This is a genomic window from Paenibacillus sp., from assembly GCF_048976745.1.
Classification (GTDB): Bacteria; Bacillota; Bacilli; order Paenibacillales; family Paenibacillaceae; genus Paenibacillus.
On the sequence record NZ_JBHGUU010000012.1, the window covers coordinates 150,255 to 169,272 of the forward strand.

The 19,018-nt window shown below is 48.2% G+C and carries 12 protein-coding genes; all 12 read left to right on the forward strand.

The window, feature by feature from the left end; all coding sequences use genetic code 11:
• Positions 1–19 precede the first annotated feature (19 nt).
• The gene (locus tag ACE3K2_RS19875) at positions 20–1,279 is read left to right on the forward strand and encodes a TRAFAC clade GTPase domain-containing protein (RefSeq protein WP_024632789.1); all 1,260 of its coding nucleotides are present in this window, start codon (positions 20–22) and stop codon (positions 1,277–1,279) included.
• Complete coding sequence (locus ACE3K2_RS19880) at positions 1,276–4,515, forward strand: hypothetical protein (RefSeq protein ID WP_421894044.1); 3,240 nt, start codon at positions 1,276–1,278, stop codon at positions 4,513–4,515. The genes ACE3K2_RS19875 and ACE3K2_RS19880 overlap by 4 nt, the downstream gene beginning before the upstream one ends.
• 483 nt (positions 4,516–4,998) lie before the next feature.
• Positions 4,999–5,883, forward strand: a complete 885-nt coding sequence (locus tag ACE3K2_RS19885) for an ABC transporter ATP-binding protein (RefSeq protein ID WP_091036119.1) — start codon at positions 4,999–5,001, stop codon at positions 5,881–5,883.
• 239 nt (positions 5,884–6,122) lie between these two features.
• Positions 6,123–6,602 (forward strand): glutathione peroxidase, encoded by a 480-nt coding sequence (locus ACE3K2_RS19890; protein WP_421894048.1) that lies wholly within the window; start codon positions 6,123–6,125, stop codon positions 6,600–6,602.
• 356 nt (positions 6,603–6,958) lie between these two features.
• The gene (locus tag ACE3K2_RS19895; protein ID WP_421894051.1) at positions 6,959–8,320 is read left to right on the forward strand and encodes an FAD-dependent oxidoreductase; all 1,362 of its coding nucleotides are present in this window, start codon (positions 6,959–6,961) and stop codon (positions 8,318–8,320) included.
• A gap of 310 nt (positions 8,321–8,630) precedes the next feature.
• Positions 8,631–9,482: a formate/nitrite transporter family protein gene (locus ACE3K2_RS19900; RefSeq protein WP_421894054.1), complete on the forward strand. Its 852-nt coding sequence runs from the start codon at positions 8,631–8,633 to the stop codon at positions 9,480–9,482.
• A gap of 438 nt (positions 9,483–9,920) precedes the next feature.
• Complete coding sequence (locus ACE3K2_RS19905; RefSeq protein ID WP_421894057.1) at positions 9,921–11,984, forward strand: molybdopterin-containing oxidoreductase family protein; 2,064 nt, start codon at positions 9,921–9,923, stop codon at positions 11,982–11,984.
• A 178-nt stretch (positions 11,985–12,162) separates the two neighbouring features.
• A complete protein-coding gene (locus ACE3K2_RS19910) occupies positions 12,163–13,386 on the forward strand; it encodes an MFS transporter (protein WP_421894318.1) in 1,224 nt (407 codons plus the stop codon).
• Between the two features lie 204 nt (positions 13,387–13,590).
• Positions 13,591–15,138, forward strand: coding sequence for a response regulator transcription factor (locus ACE3K2_RS19915; protein ID WP_421894060.1), 1,548 nt, complete (start codon positions 13,591–13,593; stop codon positions 15,136–15,138).
• 284 nt (positions 15,139–15,422) lie between these two features.
• Positions 15,423–16,388, forward strand: a complete 966-nt coding sequence (locus tag ACE3K2_RS19920) for an ABC transporter permease (RefSeq protein ID WP_421894063.1) — start codon at positions 15,423–15,425, stop codon at positions 16,386–16,388.
• A gap of 15 nt (positions 16,389–16,403) precedes the next feature.
• Positions 16,404–17,273 (forward strand): carbohydrate ABC transporter permease, encoded by an 870-nt coding sequence (locus tag ACE3K2_RS19925; RefSeq protein ID WP_113052959.1) that lies wholly within the window; start codon positions 16,404–16,406, stop codon positions 17,271–17,273.
• 27 nt (positions 17,274–17,300) lie between these two features.
• Positions 17,301–18,950 (forward strand): ABC transporter substrate-binding protein, encoded by a 1,650-nt coding sequence (locus ACE3K2_RS19930; protein ID WP_421894067.1) that lies wholly within the window; start codon positions 17,301–17,303, stop codon positions 18,948–18,950.
• Positions 18,951–19,018 lie beyond the last annotated feature (68 nt).

Genomic DNA, 19,018 nt, shown 5'->3' on the forward strand with positions numbered 1-19,018 from the left:
TCAGGGGAGGGGAGTGGCTATGAGCTTTTTTAGTCGGTTTTTGAAGAGACAACAGCCGGAGGAACGTCCGCTGTTTTACGATATTGTATGCCCTTATTGTTTCAGCAAGTTTTCACCGGAAGAGGTGGTGTTCCGCGCCGCCCATCACCGCGATGATGATGAGGACTACGCACTCGGGGAAGATGCGAAGTTGAATCGGTATCGTGAAAGATTCGGCCTCGACACGGTATTTGATATGGAGGCGGTATTGGCTCCACATGATGTACCGGAGGAACATCGGATTTATTCCGATAACATCGTGATGGGTCTGAACGATCGGTATGGTGTCGTTACGCGCCGCCGGCTGTGTCCGCAGTGTCATAACGAGTTACCTGTTACAGCAGGTAAAGCGCCGAGCAATATCATTTCCATAATCGGTGCATCCCAGGTGGGGAAATCCGTCTACATGACTTCGTTGATTCATACGTTGCAGCATTATACGGCAGATCATTTTGACGCGGCTTGCATGCCACTGAATGCGGAGATCAGCCGCCGGTTCCGTGCGGATTATGAAGAACCGTTGTTTGAACGGGGCGATCTGCTGGATTCTACACAGAAGGAAAAGTTGCAGGAGCCGTTTATCTTCCAGTTTGTGTTCAAGGACGAAGATAAAGCGCCGCTGACACTGGTGTTTTTTGACGTTGCGGGTGAAGGTATGGTGGAGCAGGATTATCTTGGACTTCACGGGCAGCACATCAAGAACTCGGCAGGTATCCTGTTCATGGTGGACCCGCTTCAGATTCGTTCGATTCGGGACAAAATCCGCATTAACCTTGGCAACGAGCCGGGAGAGTGGACACCACGATACGATGAGCCACGTGACGTGGTGCTGACGATGTTTGGAGATTTTATCGCGTATCAGGACAAAGCCAAGACGAATATTCCAACAGCCGTGGTGCTCACGAAAAGCGACATGCTGCATTCCCTCAAGGATGAAGAGGGGGATTATATCAAATCCAACAGTAATGTGTTCCGTAACATGGTTCACCGTGATTGGTTCGACCTAACCGAGTTCGAGAATATCGACGGAGAGATCCGGCGTTTTATCGAGAAAGTTGATCGTCCGTTCAAGGGCACGATGGATGTGTACTTCAAGGATACAGCTTATTTCGCCGTATCTGCGCTGGGCAGCAATCCGGTCGATATGAAATTGCAGGGTGTGGTTAGCCCGATTCGTGTGGATGAACCCTTCCTGTGGTTGCTGTACAAGCTGAAGTACATTGAGGGGAGAGTGGGATGATGCGTTCTTCCGTAACCCCGCCCATTGAACAACAGTTGTATACCCGAGAGCGGCGCGGGGTGTTTCGCACAACAGAGGGGTTTGATACGGTTGCGGCATCGCCGGGACTGGACCCTTCTTTTATCAAAAAAGTGCTTCACCCCTACTGTGTCTATGACGCTCCAGCAGAGCTGACAGGCCGTAGCGAGAAGGACGAGACGAAGTTTCCAGCCTCCATTCATCTGCTTCATTTGGAGAGTGGAGAGACGATCCTTGGGCAAAATGTGTACCAGGCTGCGGATTTCACGGGGCTGCGCAGTGCCTTTTTTGCTCATAATTACGTCTTGTCCCCCGAACGCTCGGAAGAGCAGATGAAGAAAGGCGGCTGGCTGGATGCCGTGTTCGCCACATCCTATGACATCGAACAAGGTACAGTACTGCCTACGCTTGCTGAATTGCCTATGTTACCTGGAAGTGGACAGGGCGCGGCAAGAGATGCTCACCCTGGCGGCAGTCTGAGTGCAGATTCATCGCCAAGCCAAATGCTCAGCGCCTTGAAGATGAACGAGGTGCTGTTCAAGCGCCTTCTCTATGCGGTGATGCAGTCTATAGCGACACGCAGAAAAGTATACATTGCGCTGGACCTTCCCCCAGAAGAAGTGACTGCAGGGGCCAAAGGATTGTTACGTTTGCTGTACACAGCGTTACCATACGCCTTCCGGCGGCAACTGGGATTCATGACGTTTGCCAAGGAGCCGCAGGCCAAGAAGGGCATCCATGTCCAGTTTGTAGAGCGGGGGACGTTGCGTCCAAAAGACCGGAATACGGAGAAGGATTTCACCTTTGATCTGGTATCCGGCAGAGTGACACATGCGGATGCATCTGTGGCGAAGTTACCTTATGCGGAATTCGCCTGGGCTTTATTGCAGGAACCTCGTGCTGCGGATTCGTTCTATACGTTTGCGGACGAAATGCTGTCTGGCATGGAGCCTGGACGGGAGCTTTCCATTGAAGCCTATGGCGAACTCTCAGTGTTCTATGCTCTTGAACAAGGCTTGGAAGATCTGTACCTCGATAACAAAAGCCATGTCCTGAGTGGCTTGTTGACCTATTTGAAGCCGGAAGGTGGAGCACAGCAGCGTTCGCGTCTAAACGAGCTGTTCCTGACCTTGCTCAGCCGTGAACTGGACAGCGTGAAGCGTGAGAATGTACCCGAAGAAGCGGTCGCTGCTCGCATTGGAGAATACTTCAGTGTTGCCGCACCCGTGGTGCAATCCTGGATTGTGGACTATTTCATCTACGGTGTGAATAATGCCCGCGCCCAGAAGCGTATGCGTGCTGTGCAGGAACTGTATGCTGTGCTGGATCGGGATACGCAGCTGAATCGGGCATTCTTTGATAAAGTGCTGGCCAATGAATCGCTCACCAAGTTATTGTTCGAGCCTTATCTGGACAATCAGCTGAAACGTACCGAATCGGCAGCGAACGTTGTGGAAGTGATCCAAAGATGGGTTACGAACCATCCATCTGCGATCCATTACAGCTTCTTGCTGGAGCGGATCGCCAGTGAGCTGCGTGAACGGTTATGTTCTGCACCGAGTCCGGTGCAGTCTGCGAATGAAGCGCTCCAGCGCGTTAGCATACTGGATCGGGTACCAGCTGAAAGTATGTATGATACAGGTATTACGGCACGAATTGGTCAGTCTGAATCTACAGCCCGCCCTAATCGAAAAGGGAAATCTTCCTCTGCCAGTCAAGATCCGGCATATCAGGAGGAGTTAACCCGCCTAGCAGACAAGCTTGCTTATGTCATTAACCTGTTTATGATTCAGGATCTGGATCTGGAACGGGTTAATCGTGAACAGCTGCTCAGCATTGATATTTTGCAGCATGGCAATGAGGTACGGGAGTGGGCGGCACGTCAGGGCTCGGATGTATCGACTCGAACGAACATAATGCTGGCTGCGAGAGCGTGGCTTAGTGGTGAAAGCAGTGACGAAGAAGAGCTGGAGGCACTCTCTCTTGCAGAGCGCAATGAACTTCAGCGCTGGACGCGTCGCTGGCTTGCCGGAGAGCTGCAGGCTCATCCGGGAATAGCGGCTTATGAAGCTTTGCCGATGGCTTTTTATCGGGGAGGAAGCGGTAGCAACCGATTGGACTACCCTGGCCTGATTGAATTCGTCCGCACCAATGCAAGTCGTGCTGAAGGGCTGTATCCATTTTTCGAATGGTCAGGAGATCATCGAATGTTTGTCCGGGGTTCCAATGCGCATAAAGGATATGCGGATGCCATCGTGGCGTATTTCAAGGCCCATGACCGTGAAGCTTTCAAGTCGAAGTCGGCGTTCAAACCGTATTATGCGAGAGCGGTCAAGACAATGAAACCGACCTATGACCGTGCGAAGACGGAATTGTCCTCTCCACTGGTACGGATGTTAACGGGTAAAAGGAAAAATCTGTTTGGATTACTCCTCTTAATTCTGGTTCTGGGTATTGCTGGCGGTACATATGCATGGATGAAAGATTCTGTAGAGCCGCCAGCAGCATCCCCTCCATCTACCCAGGAGCCTGCCATTCCGGCTGAACCCGAGGTACAGCTCGCGGAGCAGATTGCTTATATGATTCCTGCGAGTGAACAGGAGGGTACGGAATCCCCTGCCAAGCTGGTAATCCGTTTCAGGAACGATACGGGAAGCACGGAGTTTGAGCAAGGCAAACTTCAATTGACAATGAAAGATGGCAGTACCCAGGAGCTGGATGCTACAGGCAAGTGGGAGAGCTTTAATCGCAATGAGGAACCAGATAGCCAAGATCCTTCCGATGGTAGTTCAGGAAGTACTTCCGAAGGAAGCACGGGTGGGTCCTCAGCGGGAGACATGGGAAACAGAGAGCAGGCGGAGGATGGTGATCAGCAGGCAGACCCGTCAACATCGGGTGATTCCACTTCTGATCCTGCTACCGACACAACAACGGATACCGGTACAAATGCATCGTCTAATGCTGCGAGTGGAGACACCGATCAAGGCACCGATGCAGATCAAGCGACTACAGGTTCGACATCTCCTGACACATCCGTATCCAATGAAGAGGATGCAACCACTCCTGCACAGATGTCTATTGCAGATGTAGATCGTCTCTATCCGTATGGATTACAGACCGATCTTCCAGCAGATCTTGATGCTGAGAGTATTGCCAGTGTGCAGAGTACTCAGGGCGGGATGACCGTAATCCAATTGATGCCGAAGCCGAAGCTGTAAGTTATTTTGTATGAGCAAGCTGCATAGATTTATGAAGTGTCTTGTGATCCAATAATGAAAAATGCTGACTTCATACCTTATTAAATGAGCGTATGTGAGATGACCTTGGACTTAGATTTCAAGGTCATCTTTTTTTGATTCACATCCCGGATGCAGCAATCACATGAAAAAAAATCATTCATTCACAATTTTGACACAAAATTAGCGATTCAAGCGTGCGAGGATGAGCAGCAGTGATGAAATACGCGTGAGGAATGAGAAAAGCTCTCATATGTAATCGTAAAGAAGAACGCCAATTTGCTTAAAAAGGTCCAAATAAAGCTTGGAACAAGCAGTAAATTTGCATTTTCATGTTGACAAATGATAATGATTATCAGTATCTTTAGTGTAGAAGATATTTGCGTCGGAAATACAAATTACAATTTCGTTTTCGTTGTTATAGCCGGATTACATAATCGGGATAAATGAGAGAGGGATGATCGCATGTTTCGTCTGGAGACGACCAAGCTGGATATCGCTTATGAGGAAAGACTAATTGTAGAGGATCTGAATATTCAGATTCCCCAAGGAAAAATTACAGCACTTGTTGGAGCCAATGGATCAGGGAAGTCAACCATCCTGAAAACGATGGCACGCATTATGGCACCAAAAGCAGGTAATGTATTACTCGACGGGAAGTCCATCCATAAACAGTCCACGCGTGAAGTTGCCAAGCAACTTGCGATTTTGCCACAGAACCCAACAGCCCCTGAAGGACTTACCGTTACTGAACTGGTATCGTATGGCCGTTTTCCTTATCAAAAAGGATTTGGCTCCATGCGTGCGGAAGACAAACGCATGATTGAATGGGCTATTGAAGTGACAGGCATGACAGAATTCCACGATCGTCCGATTGATCAACTGTCCGGTGGACAGCGTCAACGTGCCTGGATTGCCATGGCCCTTGCTCAAGAGACGGATATCCTTTTCCTGGACGAGCCTACAACGTTCCTGGATATGGCTCACCAGCTTGAAGTACTGCAACTGCTGGAGCAGCTGAATGCAACAGCGAACCGCACCATTGTTATGGTGGTACATGACTTGAATCATGCTTCCCGATATGCACATCACATGATTGGTATCAAAAAAGGTAAGGCCATTGCTCATGGTTCACCTGTGGAAGTGATGAACTCGGATGTGCTTCGTGAAGTATTCAACATTGAAGCAGATATCGTGATTGATCCGCGTTCGGGTGTACCACTCTGCTTGCCTTACGCGCTTGCAGGTGAACGCCAGCAAGCGAAGCCGCCGGAACAAATGGTCATGAACAGTGCGATGGTTCATGCTGGAGGACGGACAGAACCACGTGTTCAAGCGACAGGAAGTTAACGAAATGGGCCATATGTGGTCCTTACATTATAGAATGAAGCCGCTGTGCGCTAACGCACGCGGCTTTTTTGCATTGATGGGGAATTTTCAACTCGGGGAGAGCAAAGGGGACGGGCAGACCCGGAATTTGGTAATCGCATTGGATCAGGTTTATAATAATAAGACAGGCTGTAAGTACATTGGTTATATTACATGCTCGGAGCAGCCCAAACCAACACTTGTCATGGGAGGAATCAGTCATGTCCGTATATTCATATCAAGCGGTAACCACCGCCAACCAGGAAGTCTCACTGGATCTGTATCAAGGTAAGGTATTGGTCATTGCCAATACAGCCAGCAAGTGTGGACTAACCCCGCAATACGGTGAATTGCAAAAACTCTATGATCGTTATCGCGATCAGGGTCTCGTTGTACTGGGTTTCCCTTGTAACCAGTTTGGAGGGCAGGAGCCAGGTACAAGTGAGGAAGCCGAGTCATTTTGCCAGATTAATTATGGTGTGAATTTCCCGGTGTTTGCCAAGGTAGATGTGAATGGTACAGATACACATCCCCTGTTCCAATACCTGAAGGAGCAGCAACCTGGCGTAGGTGAAACCAGCGACATCCAATGGAACTTTACCAAGTTCCTTGTTAACCGTGAAGGTGAAGTAGTGGGTCGTGTTGAACCGAAAGAATCCCCGGAGACCATGATTGCAGATATCGAGAAATTGCTTGGTTAATACATGAACGTTTGAGAAGCCTGTCCTTGCATGTGCAAGGGCGGGCTTCTTTGATTATTTATATCCATACTGTGTCGATACAGGGATCGCGGAAGCCATTGCATAGCATAAACCGACCCGAATCCGGGGAGAATGAAATCAATACAATGAAGGGAAGAAAGGCTTAAAGACAGGGAATGACCTCCTTCGACAAGTTTTTTTTGCTCAACCTATTGCAATGTGAAAAAGATCACATTATAATGAGTGTATAAAGTGAAATTAATCACATATGCAGTTTCGAATGAGAAGTGAAATATTTCACAACTATAATAACGTTATATTCAAACTCATTTATATATTTCGAGGAGGAACTTTTAATGAAAATCGCAGTTATCGGATGTACACACGCAGGAACCGCAGCCATCGTAAATACCGCCAAATTGTACCCGGATGCTACCATCACCGTGTATGAGCGCAATGACAACATCTCCTTCCTATCTTGTGGCATTGCGCTCTACGTAGGTGGGGTTGTGAAAGACCCTGACGGTTTGTTCTATTCTTCGCCTAATCAATTGGCAGAGCTTGGTGTTGAGACCAAGATGCTTCATGAAGTGACAGCAGTTGATGCCAAGGGCCATACCCTTCAGGCTAAAAACCTGCAAACCGGGGAAGAATTTGAAGATACGTTTGACAAACTGATCGTGACAACGGGTTCATGGCCTGTTGTTCCGAAGCTTGAAGGCATCGAGATGGATAACATTTTACTATGCAAAAACTACAATCATTCCAACACCATTATTGAAAAAGCCAAAGATGCGAAACGTGTTACCGTTGTAGGTGCCGGATATATCGGCGTTGAATTGGTGGAAGCTTTCCAAATGAACGGTAAGGAAGTTACCCTGATTGACAGTGTGGACCGGATTTTGAATAAATACCTGGACCCTGAATTCACGGATGCGATTGAAGATACGCTGACTGGACGCGGCATCAAGCTGGCTCTTGGTCAAACGGTACAGAAGTTTACTGGAGAGAATGGCAAAGTGACCAAGGTGATTACGTCCAAAGGGGAGTTCGAAACTGATCTGGTTATTCTGTGCATTGGTTTCCGTCCTAATACCGAGCTGCTCAAAGGCCAAGTGGATATGCTGCCAAACGGCGCAATCATCGTGGATAAATATATGCAAACCAGTCAAAAAGACGTCTTCGCTGCGGGTGACAGCTGTGCTATTCATTACAACCCGACAGGCAAAGCATCTTACATTCCACTGGCAACTAACGCCGTGCGGATGGGTACACTTGTAGCCCGTAACCTGGTGCGTCCTACGACACCGTACATGGGTACACAAGGAACATCTGGTATCAAAATTTATGAGCAAAATATCGCGGGTACAGGGATGACGGAAATGTCTGCTGCTGACGAAGGTTTGATTGTAGAATCTGTCTTACTGGAAGACAGTTATCGTCCGGAGTTCATGCCAACGGCGGAGAAACTGTTGCTCAAAGTGGTCTATGAGCAGGCTACGCGTCGGATCGTTGGAGCACAGGTGATGTCCCAGGTTGATCTGACTCAATCGATTAATACGATCTCGGTCTGCATCCAAAACAACATGACCGTAGATGAGCTGGCCTTCATCGACTTCTTCTTCCAGCCACATTACAACAAACCGTGGAACTTCCTGAACACGGCTGGTCTGCAAGCACTGCCACCGGTAGAAGTAAAAGCACCAGCAATGGTGTAAGGAAGCAGAATCGATGCTAAGCAAGCAGAAAAGTGTATGGAATACATGGTTAAAATGCACAAGGACTGGCGATGATATCGTCAGTCTTTTTTTGATGCTGGTTCGGAGCTACATAATAAGATGTAACATATTGTTGCGCCCATAAACATTTACAAATGAGTGTAAAAACATCTTTTAAACATCATTGTGATAAAATGCACAAAGTTTGACACAGTACCATTATACAATTGAGATAAGGCATTCAACACATAAATAATGAAATTCAGATGGTTTTATCTCACGATGAACAATGAAGGAGAGGATGAATGATATGGCAGCAAAAACACCTCTTGAGGTTGCACAATATACGGCGCAAACAGGCATGAAGAAGGCTCAAAACCCGGTATCTTCTGTACTCGTACTTAGTTTCCTGGCAGGGGCATTTATTGCGCTGGGGTTTCTGCTGGATATTCGGGTGATTGCATCTGCTCCTGCTGAGTGGGGAAGTCTGGTTAATCTGATCGGTGCAGCAGTATTCCCGGTGGGATTGATGTTAGTACTCATAGGTGGCGGTGAATTGCTGACAGGCAATATGATGGCTGTTCCGCTCGCTACGATCGCACGCAAGCTGTCGGTAGGCAGCATGGTGAAGAATCTTACCTTAGTAACGATAGGTAACTTCCTTGGAGCAATCTTTGTCGCATATGCCTTTGGACATGTGCTGGGTTTGACTGGAGAGGGTGTATATCTGGCGAAAGTGGTGGATATGGCAGGTCACAAGTTGCATGACGGTTTCCTGCAAGCTTTTATCTCCGGCATCGGCTGTAACTGGCTGGTCGCGTTGGCTGTGTGGCTATCTTATGCATCGGATACGATGAGTGGCAAGGTATTGGGCATTTGGTTTCCAACGATGGCGTTTGTGGCCATTGGATTCCAGCACGTTGTGGCCAATATGTTTCTCATTCCGGCGGCAATCTTCGAAGGACATTATTCGTGGGGCCAATATGTGATGAATTTCATTCCGGTATGGCTCGGCAATCTGACGGGAGGTGCTCTGTTTGTGGCTGCAGCCTATTGGGTGGTGTACCTGCGTCAAGTTGAGCCGAAAGTGAAACCAGAGGTAGCAACGTCGATCGAACCTGTGGAGAACGAGGCCAGAGTGATGTTGAGCAAGCAGGCGTAGCGGAATGGCACTACAATGCACGACCTGATACTCACGCTTCATGTACACATAGAAGTGAAAAGGATTCTGATCTTGCTGTTTTCATGGCGAATATGCTGTGATGGAGCAGGTCGGAATCTTTTTTTGGAGTACTTACTGGAGTTTGACGCAAAATAAATTCGCCATGAAAAGGTTCGGGGGAACGAAACCTGTTCATGGCGAATTTCGGGAGTGGTCCATGATATGGCATGAGGAGGAAGTGGGGAAACACTAGCCTAATGCCTTGTTTTTAATTTACCCCTGAATTCTGAAGTTGAATCAATTGGCAAAACTTTTTTTGAAAATATTTTAAAGTCGCTATAGCGGTGAAAATGAAGCAAAAACATACTGTTCTCTTTACGCGATAACCTCGAAGAAGATATGATATAGGGATAGATTTTTAAGAGGGGGAGCCATACAATGATCGATCAGGAGAATGGGGTATTTGCAGCGGTATGCCCGCTCGATTGTCCAGACACTTGTGGTCTGTTACTACATAAAGAGAACGGCAAAATTGTGAAGGTGGCAGGCAATCCGGATCACCCGATAACGAAGGGTGCCATATGTAATAAAGTCAGAAATATGACTGAGCGGGTGTATCACCCCGAGCGTCTGCAATATCCGATGAGACGTGTTGGAGCCAAGGGCGAAGGAAAGTTCGAACGAATCAGTTGGGATGAAGCGATTCGCGAGATTACGATCCAATTCACGGCATTGTCCGAGACCTACGGGCCTGAGAGTATCCTGCCCTACAGCTTCTACGGTAACATGGGCATTCTTGGTGTAGACGGCATGGATCGACGTTTCTTTAATGCGCTAGGTGCGAGTGTGCTGGAGCAGACCATCTGTAATGCGGCCGGGAATACAGGTTGGAAATATACGATGGGAGCCAACCATGGAACGGTGCCGGAAGATACGGAGCATGCGGATCTGATTCTGGTATGGGGCGGGAATATCGTCAGTACAAATATGCATCAGGTCGTTTTGGCGGAGAAAGCCCGCAAGAAAGGCGCCAAGATTGTCGTAATCGATGTTCATCGTAATCGTACGGCCCAATGGGGCGACTGGTTTATTCCGCTTTACCCTGGCACAGACAGCGCACTGGCGCTGGGTTTGATGCATGTGCTGTTCGAACGTGGACTGACGGATGAAGCGTTTATGCAAAAGTATACGGTGGGCCATGAGGCACTGCGTGATCATGTCCGCAGCTATACCCCTGAACGCGTTGCACGCATTACGGGCGTGCCGGAAGAGACGATTGTGGAGCTGGCCGAACTATACGGCAACGCACAGGCAGCTCATATTCACATTGGAAATGGCCTCCAGCACCATGATAATGGCGGGATGAACGTGCGTAGTGTTGCATGTCTGCCTGCCATCACGGGGCAATGGCTGAAGCAGGGCGGCGGTGCGGTTCGTACCAACAGCTACGCGAGCACGAATAGCGACGCGCTGGAGCGTCCAGAGCTACGGGAGAATTCGGAGCCGCGGGTGGTGAATATGAACCGGATTGGTGAAGCGCTGCTGGAAGCGGAGCAGCCGATCCGGGCCATGATGGTCTACTGCAGCAACCCACTGGTGGTGGCACCGGATACGGAACGAGTGGAGCGAGGTTTTGCAAGGGAAGATCTGTTCACGGTTGTACATGATCTGTTCATGACGGATACAGCGAGATATGCAGATATCTTGTTGCCGGCCACGTCTTCATTTGAAGCGACGGACCTGTATGCCTCCTATTGGCATCAGTATGTTCATCTGCAAGAGCCGGTGATTGCACCGATTGGGGAGAGCAAGAGCAATGTGGAATTGTTTTCCCTGCTTGGGCAGGCCATGGGGTACGATCCTGCAATCTTCGGAGAAACGCCGGAACAGATGATTAAGGACGCACTCCAGGATACAGGCAATCCTTACATGAATGGAGTTACGTTGGAAGGACTGAAGGAACACCGATTCGTGAAGCTGGATATGACGCCACATGCTGCATTTCTGGATCAGCTGCCCACACCTTCAGGCAAAATTGAATTATATTCGGAGACGATGGAACAGCGAGGGCTTCCGCCGCTCCCTACCTATAGCGCTCTGGTTGAAGGCTATGATGGCGAAAATCCGGCTGGACCTGCCGATACCTATCCATTGATGTTCCTGTCACCGCCAAACCATAATTTCCTGAACTCCACCTTTGGCAATTCAGCCAAACACCAGCGTTTGGAAAAGATGCCTCTGTTACAAATACATCCAGAGGATGCTGCCCGCAGAAACGTGGAGGATGGAGATGCAGTGGTCGTATGGAATGATCGTGGACGCATCGAACTGACCGCCAAGGTAAGTGAAGCCATGCTGCCGGGAACCGTCATCAGCCAAGGCTTATGGTGGGATGGTGAAGGCAAGAAGCAGCGAGCGAATTCACTCACGTCCAATCGGTTGTCGGACATGGGCAACGGGGCTACATTCTTCTCCGCCACTGTTGAAGTGAAGCGTCAATGAGTGTGCTTGCAGCATGATTTTTTTGAGGTAAGATGAACAAAGGATAAAACTTGAGCAGGATCTAAAGAGCAATACATGTAACACTTCCAAAGGCCTTCGCTCTGGCTGGTTATGGGCAAAGGTTTTTTTGGTATGGGAACACGTTTTGTAGCGTATTAAGGAGAATGAACTAGAGATGATGAGATGGCTGGATAACTATCCAAAAGAAGTGAAAGTTTTTTTGCTGGCAAGTCTGGTTAACGCAACCGGTAGTGCCTTGATGTGGCCGCTGACCACCATGTATGTGTTTGATGAGCTAGGACGAACGATGGCTAACGCGGGTTTTGTAATCCTTATTCAATCCCTGGGTGGCATCTTCGGACAATTGCTTGGAGGTTCGTTATATCACCGGGTGGGCGTGAAGAAGCTGATCATTGGCTCACTGGCGCTTAATGCGTTAGGTTTGTTTGCGTTGCCCTGGATTAGCGCGTATTGGGTCGTATTTATATGTGCCATGGGCTGGATTGGTCTGTTCAGTTCATTGTCCCTGCCAGCGATTCAGGCCTTTATTGGCTTCCGGTTTGCGGAGCGACGTGGGGAATTATTCAATATCATCTATGTAGCGAACAATATCGGGGTGGCGATTGGTACGGCGCTGAGTGGTTTTCTGGCTGACTTTTCCTATCACCTCAGCTTTGTACTAAACGGAGTGACCTCAGCCGGATTTGCGATATTCTTCTGGTATTACTTGTCGCGGGTTGAACCGGATCAGGGGGAAGTGCATCTGACGAAACGCAAAACCGTTCCCGATGGGCCGGGCGTCTGGGCACTGCTGGGCAATACCCGGTTATATCTGTTCATGAGCTTGGGCGTGCTGTTCCTGTTATTCGGCAATTCCATCTGGAACACAGGTGTGTCCCCATATATCATCTCTGAGGGTATGGAAAAAAGAATGTACGGTCTGCTCTGGACCCTGAACGGGGTGCTGATCTTTGTAGGCCAACCTTTCACCAGTTGGGTGAAACGGACCATGGCCCGTACCTCCACGGCCCAGATGACCGCGAGTGCGGTATTCTATGGCATGGCCTATATTGTCATGATTACCATGTACAGCTATCCAGGCATGGTTCTTGCCATGGTACTGGCCACGTTTGGAGAGATGTTGATCTCCCCTGCAACACCTGCATTCATCTCGGAGCATGCCGGCAGGGCAGCACCTTTTTACATTGGGATATCGGGTGGAATTGGCGCGGTTGGTCGGGTTATCGGGCCCTATGCCATGGGAGTCATGTATGACAAGCAAGGGCTTATTCCTGTAGCGTGGCTGGCAACGGGCACAGCCGCAATTGCCGTACTGGGTTTTGTGCTGCATGCGGTGTTGAACCGTAATCGTGAAGTGAAGGAGTATGGGATGGATACGTAATGTTGTAACGTAATTATTATCTTCCCGTACTCGTACCCCGATGATAGTGTAAAATGAAGAGAAGATAACCTTCACCCTTTAGTGGGGTGAGGGTTGTTTTGTTTTTATGCTTCAATTCCATGTCATTCAACGTTCTCCCCTCTATTTGTGCATAATGCTCATATAATAGAATGGATCTGGTTAAAGGCAGGGGGAATGCATACGATGTACAAGGTTTTGTTGGTCGATGATGAATTTATGATCTCGGACGGGATCTCCAGTGTTGTGAATTGGTCCCGCTTAGGAACAGAACTGATCGGTATTGCTCAAGATGGATTGGAAGCGCTTGCTAAGATCGAGATGCAACGCCCGGATATCATCATCTCGGACATTCGCATGCCGGGAATGGATGGGTTACAGCTGGTTGAAGCTGTAGCGGAGAAGTATCAGCATATTTCGTTTATTATGCTCACGGGTTTTACAGAGTTTGAATATGCAAAGACCGCCATGCAATATGGGGTGAAGCACTATTTGCTCAAGCCCTGCAGCGAGGAGCATCTTGTACAGGCTATTAGTGAATTGGTCAGTGAAAAGCGGGAGTTGACCGATCAGGAGCGCTTTGTACAGTCGATTCAATATAATCTGGAGCGAGTACTGCCACATGCCAAGGAATATTTTCTGAAAGAGCTGGTCACCAATAGAACGTATGGGGTCAAGGAATGGAAATATTTTGAGGAATTGTTCGATGTGCAGTTCCAGGATCAGCGTGTGCGGTTGCTGCTGGTAGAGATTGAGGGGGATCATGAGTATTTGCACTTGTTCGCGGTCAAGAACATTGCCGAGGATATTTTTCACAATCCGATCTTAAGTACCACGGTTGGAGGTCATGTGTTACTGATGATGGAGGACAAGTTGTCTGAAACACAGTTGTTCCATAATATCGATGAGATTCGTGCCACATTTACCCGATATTATCATGATGATCTTACGATTGCGCTGAGCGAACCAGGGGATCTTCCGCAAGCAAGGCAATTATACATGCAGACGCTGGTTTATCTCAATTACCGTTTTTACCTTGGTGAGGGCAGTCTTATTATGGAGCGGGATGTCTACTCTCCCGGGGAGCGCAGTCTTCCCGAATTCGAATATGATCCAGAGCGGATGGCTACTGCAATCAAGGCTGGACACTGGCAGGAAGTCGGAACAGAGTTGAACCGGATGTTTCAGCTGCTCGCCGACTTGCGATACGATATATCCCAAACGAAGTCTTATCTTATTCAAATATTTATGGAAATGATTCGGCTCAGTGGCTCTGCCGAGATGAAAAGGTATATGGACCAGTTGCCAGGCATGATTGAATCCAGTACCTTGCATTCATTTCAACAGTTTCTGCTTGCCGTCGCCAAGGAAATCACGCTGCGCCGCTACGAACAACATCGCTCCAGACAATCGCAGATGGTGGGAAGTGTGAAGCAGATCGTGGAGAATCGTTACAGGGACGAAACACTGACACTTCAGTCCATCGCCGGAGAAATATACATGAACCCAGATTACATTGGCAAAATGTTCAAAAAAGAAACCGGTGAGAAATTTACAAACTATGTGTTAAGTTACCGCATTCGCAAAGCGTTGAAGCTTCTGGAGCAGGACGGGAACTGCACGGTATCCTGGCTTGCGGAACAGACGGGGTTTGGTGCGAACTGGCCTTATTTTAGCAAAATGTTCAAGAAATACACGGGCTTCTCCCCTTCCGAGTATAAAAAAGTACCTTAGGACAGCGCTGCTGTCGCTTCTACAGCATTGAACTAAACATGTATACGAATCGGAGTGGCAAGTGTAAATATTCTTTAGCTCGATTTATATAGATAGCAACCTCTATATCCGATCTGCGATCTCGCCCTGTGTGCCATTCATCGGCTGCAGGGTCTTTTTTTGTCGGACGGAACTCGGTTTTGAACATCCATTCAACGGAAATGAGCATGGGAAGAAAAGGCGCTCGATTCTATCATTAGAAGTGTCATGTTAATGAATGAACATCGAGAGTGGAGGTTGAGTGGATGGAGCTGAATCGAAGCCGGGGGATCGGACCTGGGCGTTTGAAGCCAGCTGGCAAATGGAGTTTGGTGAAAAAGGAGCTTGTCCGCAACAGATACGTATATCTGATGCTCGTTCCTGTTGTAGCCTACTATCTGATTTTCAGCTATGGGCCAATGTACGGACTGCTGATGGCATTTCAGGAATCCTACAGCCCGGTCAAAGGAATCTTGGCAGGCGAATGGGTTGGTTTTGACAATTTCACCATGTTTTTCGAAAGTTATTATTTCTGGCGACTGATTAAAAACACGCTGATTTTGAGTTTTTACAGCATTGTGTTTGGTTTTCCGGCTCCGATCATCCTGGCCCTGTTACTGAACGAAGTACGGAAAAAGTGGTTCAGAAGCACGGTACAGACGATCAGTTATATGCCACATTTCATCTCGGTTGTGGTCGTGGTCGGAATGTTGAAAACGTTCTCATCTCTGGATGGCGGATTATTTAATGTCATTCGTGACTTTTTTGATCTGCAGCCAATCATGTTCCTGGCGGAGAAGGATATGTTCCGTCCGATGTACATTCTGTCCAACATATGGCAGGGGGCAGGGTGGGCCTCAATTATCTTTTTGGCGGCACTCAGTGGCATTGATCCACAGTTGTATGAGGCTTCCAAAATTGACGGTGCAGGCCGCTGGAGACAGCTGTTACATATTACACTTCCGGGCATCATGCCAACAATTGTGATCATGTTAATTCTGCGCATGGGGGCGGTCATGAACGCTGATTTTCAGAAAATATTGCTGATGCAAACGGCTCCGACCTATGAGACATCCGATGTCATCTCCACCTTTGTTTATCGATCCGGTATTTTGGAAGGGAACTATACGTATTCAACCGCCATCGGACTATTTAACGGTGTCATTAATTTCGCGCTGCTCATTATTGCGAATGCGATCAGCAGAAAGCTTAACTCAACCAGTCTCTGGTAATTGGAAGGTGAAGCGATGAAACAGTCTATAGGGGAACGACTTTTTGATGTATTCAATACACTGCTGCTCCTGGTGATCATGATTTTATGCTTTTACCCGATGCTGTACGTGTTCAATTCTTCCATCAGCGATCCGGATCAGATGTTACGTTCCCGGTCATTGATGCTCATTCCTGAAGGTTTCCAGCTGGGAGCGTACAAGTCGGTATTTCAGGATACTCGCATCTATACGGGATATATGAACACCTTGTTCTATGTTGTGGTGGGTACAGCCATCAATCTGCTCATGACTTCGCTGGCAGCCTATGGGTTATCACGCAGTGATCTGATGGGCAGAAAAACGTTGATGAAATTAATTACGTTCACGATGTTTTTTGGCGGGGGCATGATCCCGACTTTTCTGCTGATTCAGAATCTGGGCATGGTGGATACCCGTTTCGCGCTTATTATTCCGGGTGCCATCAGTACGTTTTATTTCCTCATTATGAAAACAAACTTTGAGGGCATTCCGATCAGTCTGATCGAATCGGCGAAGCTTGATGGTGCCAATGACTTTCTGATTTTGTTCCGAATTGTACTGCCTTTGTCAAAGCCAATCCTGGCGGTCATGATGCTGTATTATGCAGTTGACCATTGGAATGATTATGTCGGGCCGATGCTCTATCTGCGCAGTCAGGAGTTATATCCGATCCAGATTATTATGCGTGATATTCTGATCAGCAGCAGTACGGAGGCCATGGGCGCTGGCGCTGATACCGGCTTTGCCATTGGGGAGAACATCAAATATGCGACCATTATTATCTCCACGCTGCCGATTATGCTGGTATATCCGTTCATCCAACGTTATTTTGTTCAGGGCGCTCTAATCGGTGCTGTGAAACAATAAAAAATGTATCCTATGGAGGCGAATTGTGTGAAAAAAAGAATGGGGTCCATCCTGTTGTCATCGTTACTTACCATGTCTTTACTGGCGGGCTGTACGGGTGATAATGAACCAGGGAATGCAGAGCAAGTGGAGGGAACAGAACCTGCGGTTCAGGCGTTGACCGAGATACCGCTGCCGATTACAAGTGAGCCCTTTACCATTGATTACTGGCGCGCCAATGACGCCAAACTGACGGCTTCCTTGAACAATTTTGGCGATATGGCCGCTTATAAGGAAAAGGAGAAGTTGACGGGTATCCAAGTGAAATTCACACATCCTCCGCTTGGACAACAGCGTGACCAATTCAATCTGTTGATCTCCACGAAGGAACTTCCGGACGTCATATATTATAACTGGGCAGATGCCGTTGGCGGTCCGGAAAAAATGATCAAGGACGGACGGATCATCCGGTTGAATGAATTGATCGACAGTTATGCACCGAACCTGAAACGGATTATTGAATCCGATCCGGATGTGAAAAAGCAGATTGCGCTCGATGATGGAACAATCTACATGTTCCCGCTGCTCAAGCTGGATGCATTGAAGCTGAATGCCACTTCCGGATTAATTATGCGCCAGGATTGGCTGGATCAATTAAACCTTGAGGTACCCACCAACATCGATGAGTGGTATACGGTACTCAAGGCATTCAAGGAACAGGACCCTAACGGCAATGGCAAGCCAGATGAGCTGCCATTCACCGGTAACTGGGGACCAGGCAACCTGACCAAGCTCCATGATTTTGCTGCGGCCTTTGGTGTCATTGGTGGTTTTCAGATGAATGGAGACAAGGTGGAGTTCGGACCGATTCAGCCGGGTTACCGTGATTTCCTGGAGACTATGGCCAAGTGGTACAAGGAAGGGCTGATTGATCCCGAGATCATGACCAATGACGGCAAAGCGTTCGACTATAAGGTCACCAGCAATCTGGCAGGCGCATATCAGGGCGGGGTGTTCAGTGGTATGGGGAAATACTTCAATCTGATGAGAGATACCGATCCTAATTTTAACGTAACCGGTGTTCCGTGGCCCGTATCTCCAGATGGAACTTCTTACGCCACCTTCAATCTGGAGAATAAGGTATTAAGTTATGGTGAGGCCATAACTGCTTCCGCGGACGAAGACAAACTGAAATATATTGTGCAGTGGATGGACTACAACTATAGCGAAGAGGGCAGTGATCTGTTCAACTTTGGTATTGAAAATGACAGCTATGTTCGTGACGGGGAAGGTGTCAAATTCACAGATACCATCATTAATAATCCGAACGGGCTGACATATGACCAGGCACTGGCTTCGTATGCCTTATCCATTATGGATGGTCCAATCAATCAGGATAGCCGTTACCTGGATGCATTACTGTTCGATGACGGACAGCGTGCAGCGAATGCGGAATGGATGAAAGCAAGCTCGTCTTTAACACTTCCCCCAATTCGTTTGTCAACAGATGAGGTGAGCACAAGTACATCCATTATGAGCCAAGTGAATACGTATTTGAATGAAACGATGACTGCCATCATTAGCGGACAGAAACCAATCACCGAATTTGACACGATGGTCGAAACCATCAAGAGCATGGGCATTGACCGGGCAATTGAGGTTCATCAGGCGGCCTATGACCGATATCAGTCCAAATAACTCGTGAGAAATCGAGCGCTAAAACTTTGGGAAAACCTTCCTGCATGTGATATACCTAGTAGTATCAC

What these genes read in the sequence shown, in the direction of transcription:
- ACE3K2_RS19875 (WP_024632789.1), top strand. Translation starts at nt 20, where the DNA reads ATGAGCTTTTTTAGTCGGTTTTTGAAGAGACAACAGCCGGAGGAACGT.
- ACE3K2_RS19880 (WP_421894044.1), top strand. Translation starts at nt 1,276, where the DNA reads ATGATGCGTTCTTCCGTAACCCCGCCCATTGAACAACAGTTGTATACC.
- ACE3K2_RS19885 (WP_091036119.1), top strand. Translation starts at nt 4,999, where the DNA reads ATGTTTCGTCTGGAGACGACCAAGCTGGATATCGCTTATGAGGAAAGA.
- ACE3K2_RS19890 (WP_421894048.1), top strand. Translation starts at nt 6,123, where the DNA reads ATGTCCGTATATTCATATCAAGCGGTAACCACCGCCAACCAGGAAGTC.
- ACE3K2_RS19895 (WP_421894051.1), top strand. Translation starts at nt 6,959, where the DNA reads ATGAAAATCGCAGTTATCGGATGTACACACGCAGGAACCGCAGCCATC.
- ACE3K2_RS19900 (WP_421894054.1), top strand. Translation starts at nt 8,631, where the DNA reads ATGGCAGCAAAAACACCTCTTGAGGTTGCACAATATACGGCGCAAACA.
- ACE3K2_RS19905 (WP_421894057.1), top strand. Translation starts at nt 9,921, where the DNA reads ATGATCGATCAGGAGAATGGGGTATTTGCAGCGGTATGCCCGCTCGAT.
- ACE3K2_RS19910 (WP_421894318.1), top strand. Translation starts at nt 12,163, where the DNA reads ATGAGATGGCTGGATAACTATCCAAAAGAAGTGAAAGTTTTTTTGCTG.
- ACE3K2_RS19915 (WP_421894060.1), top strand. Translation starts at nt 13,591, where the DNA reads ATGTACAAGGTTTTGTTGGTCGATGATGAATTTATGATCTCGGACGGG.
- ACE3K2_RS19920 (WP_421894063.1), top strand. Translation starts at nt 15,423, where the DNA reads ATGGAGCTGAATCGAAGCCGGGGGATCGGACCTGGGCGTTTGAAGCCA.
- ACE3K2_RS19925 (WP_113052959.1), top strand. Translation starts at nt 16,404, where the DNA reads ATGAAACAGTCTATAGGGGAACGACTTTTTGATGTATTCAATACACTG.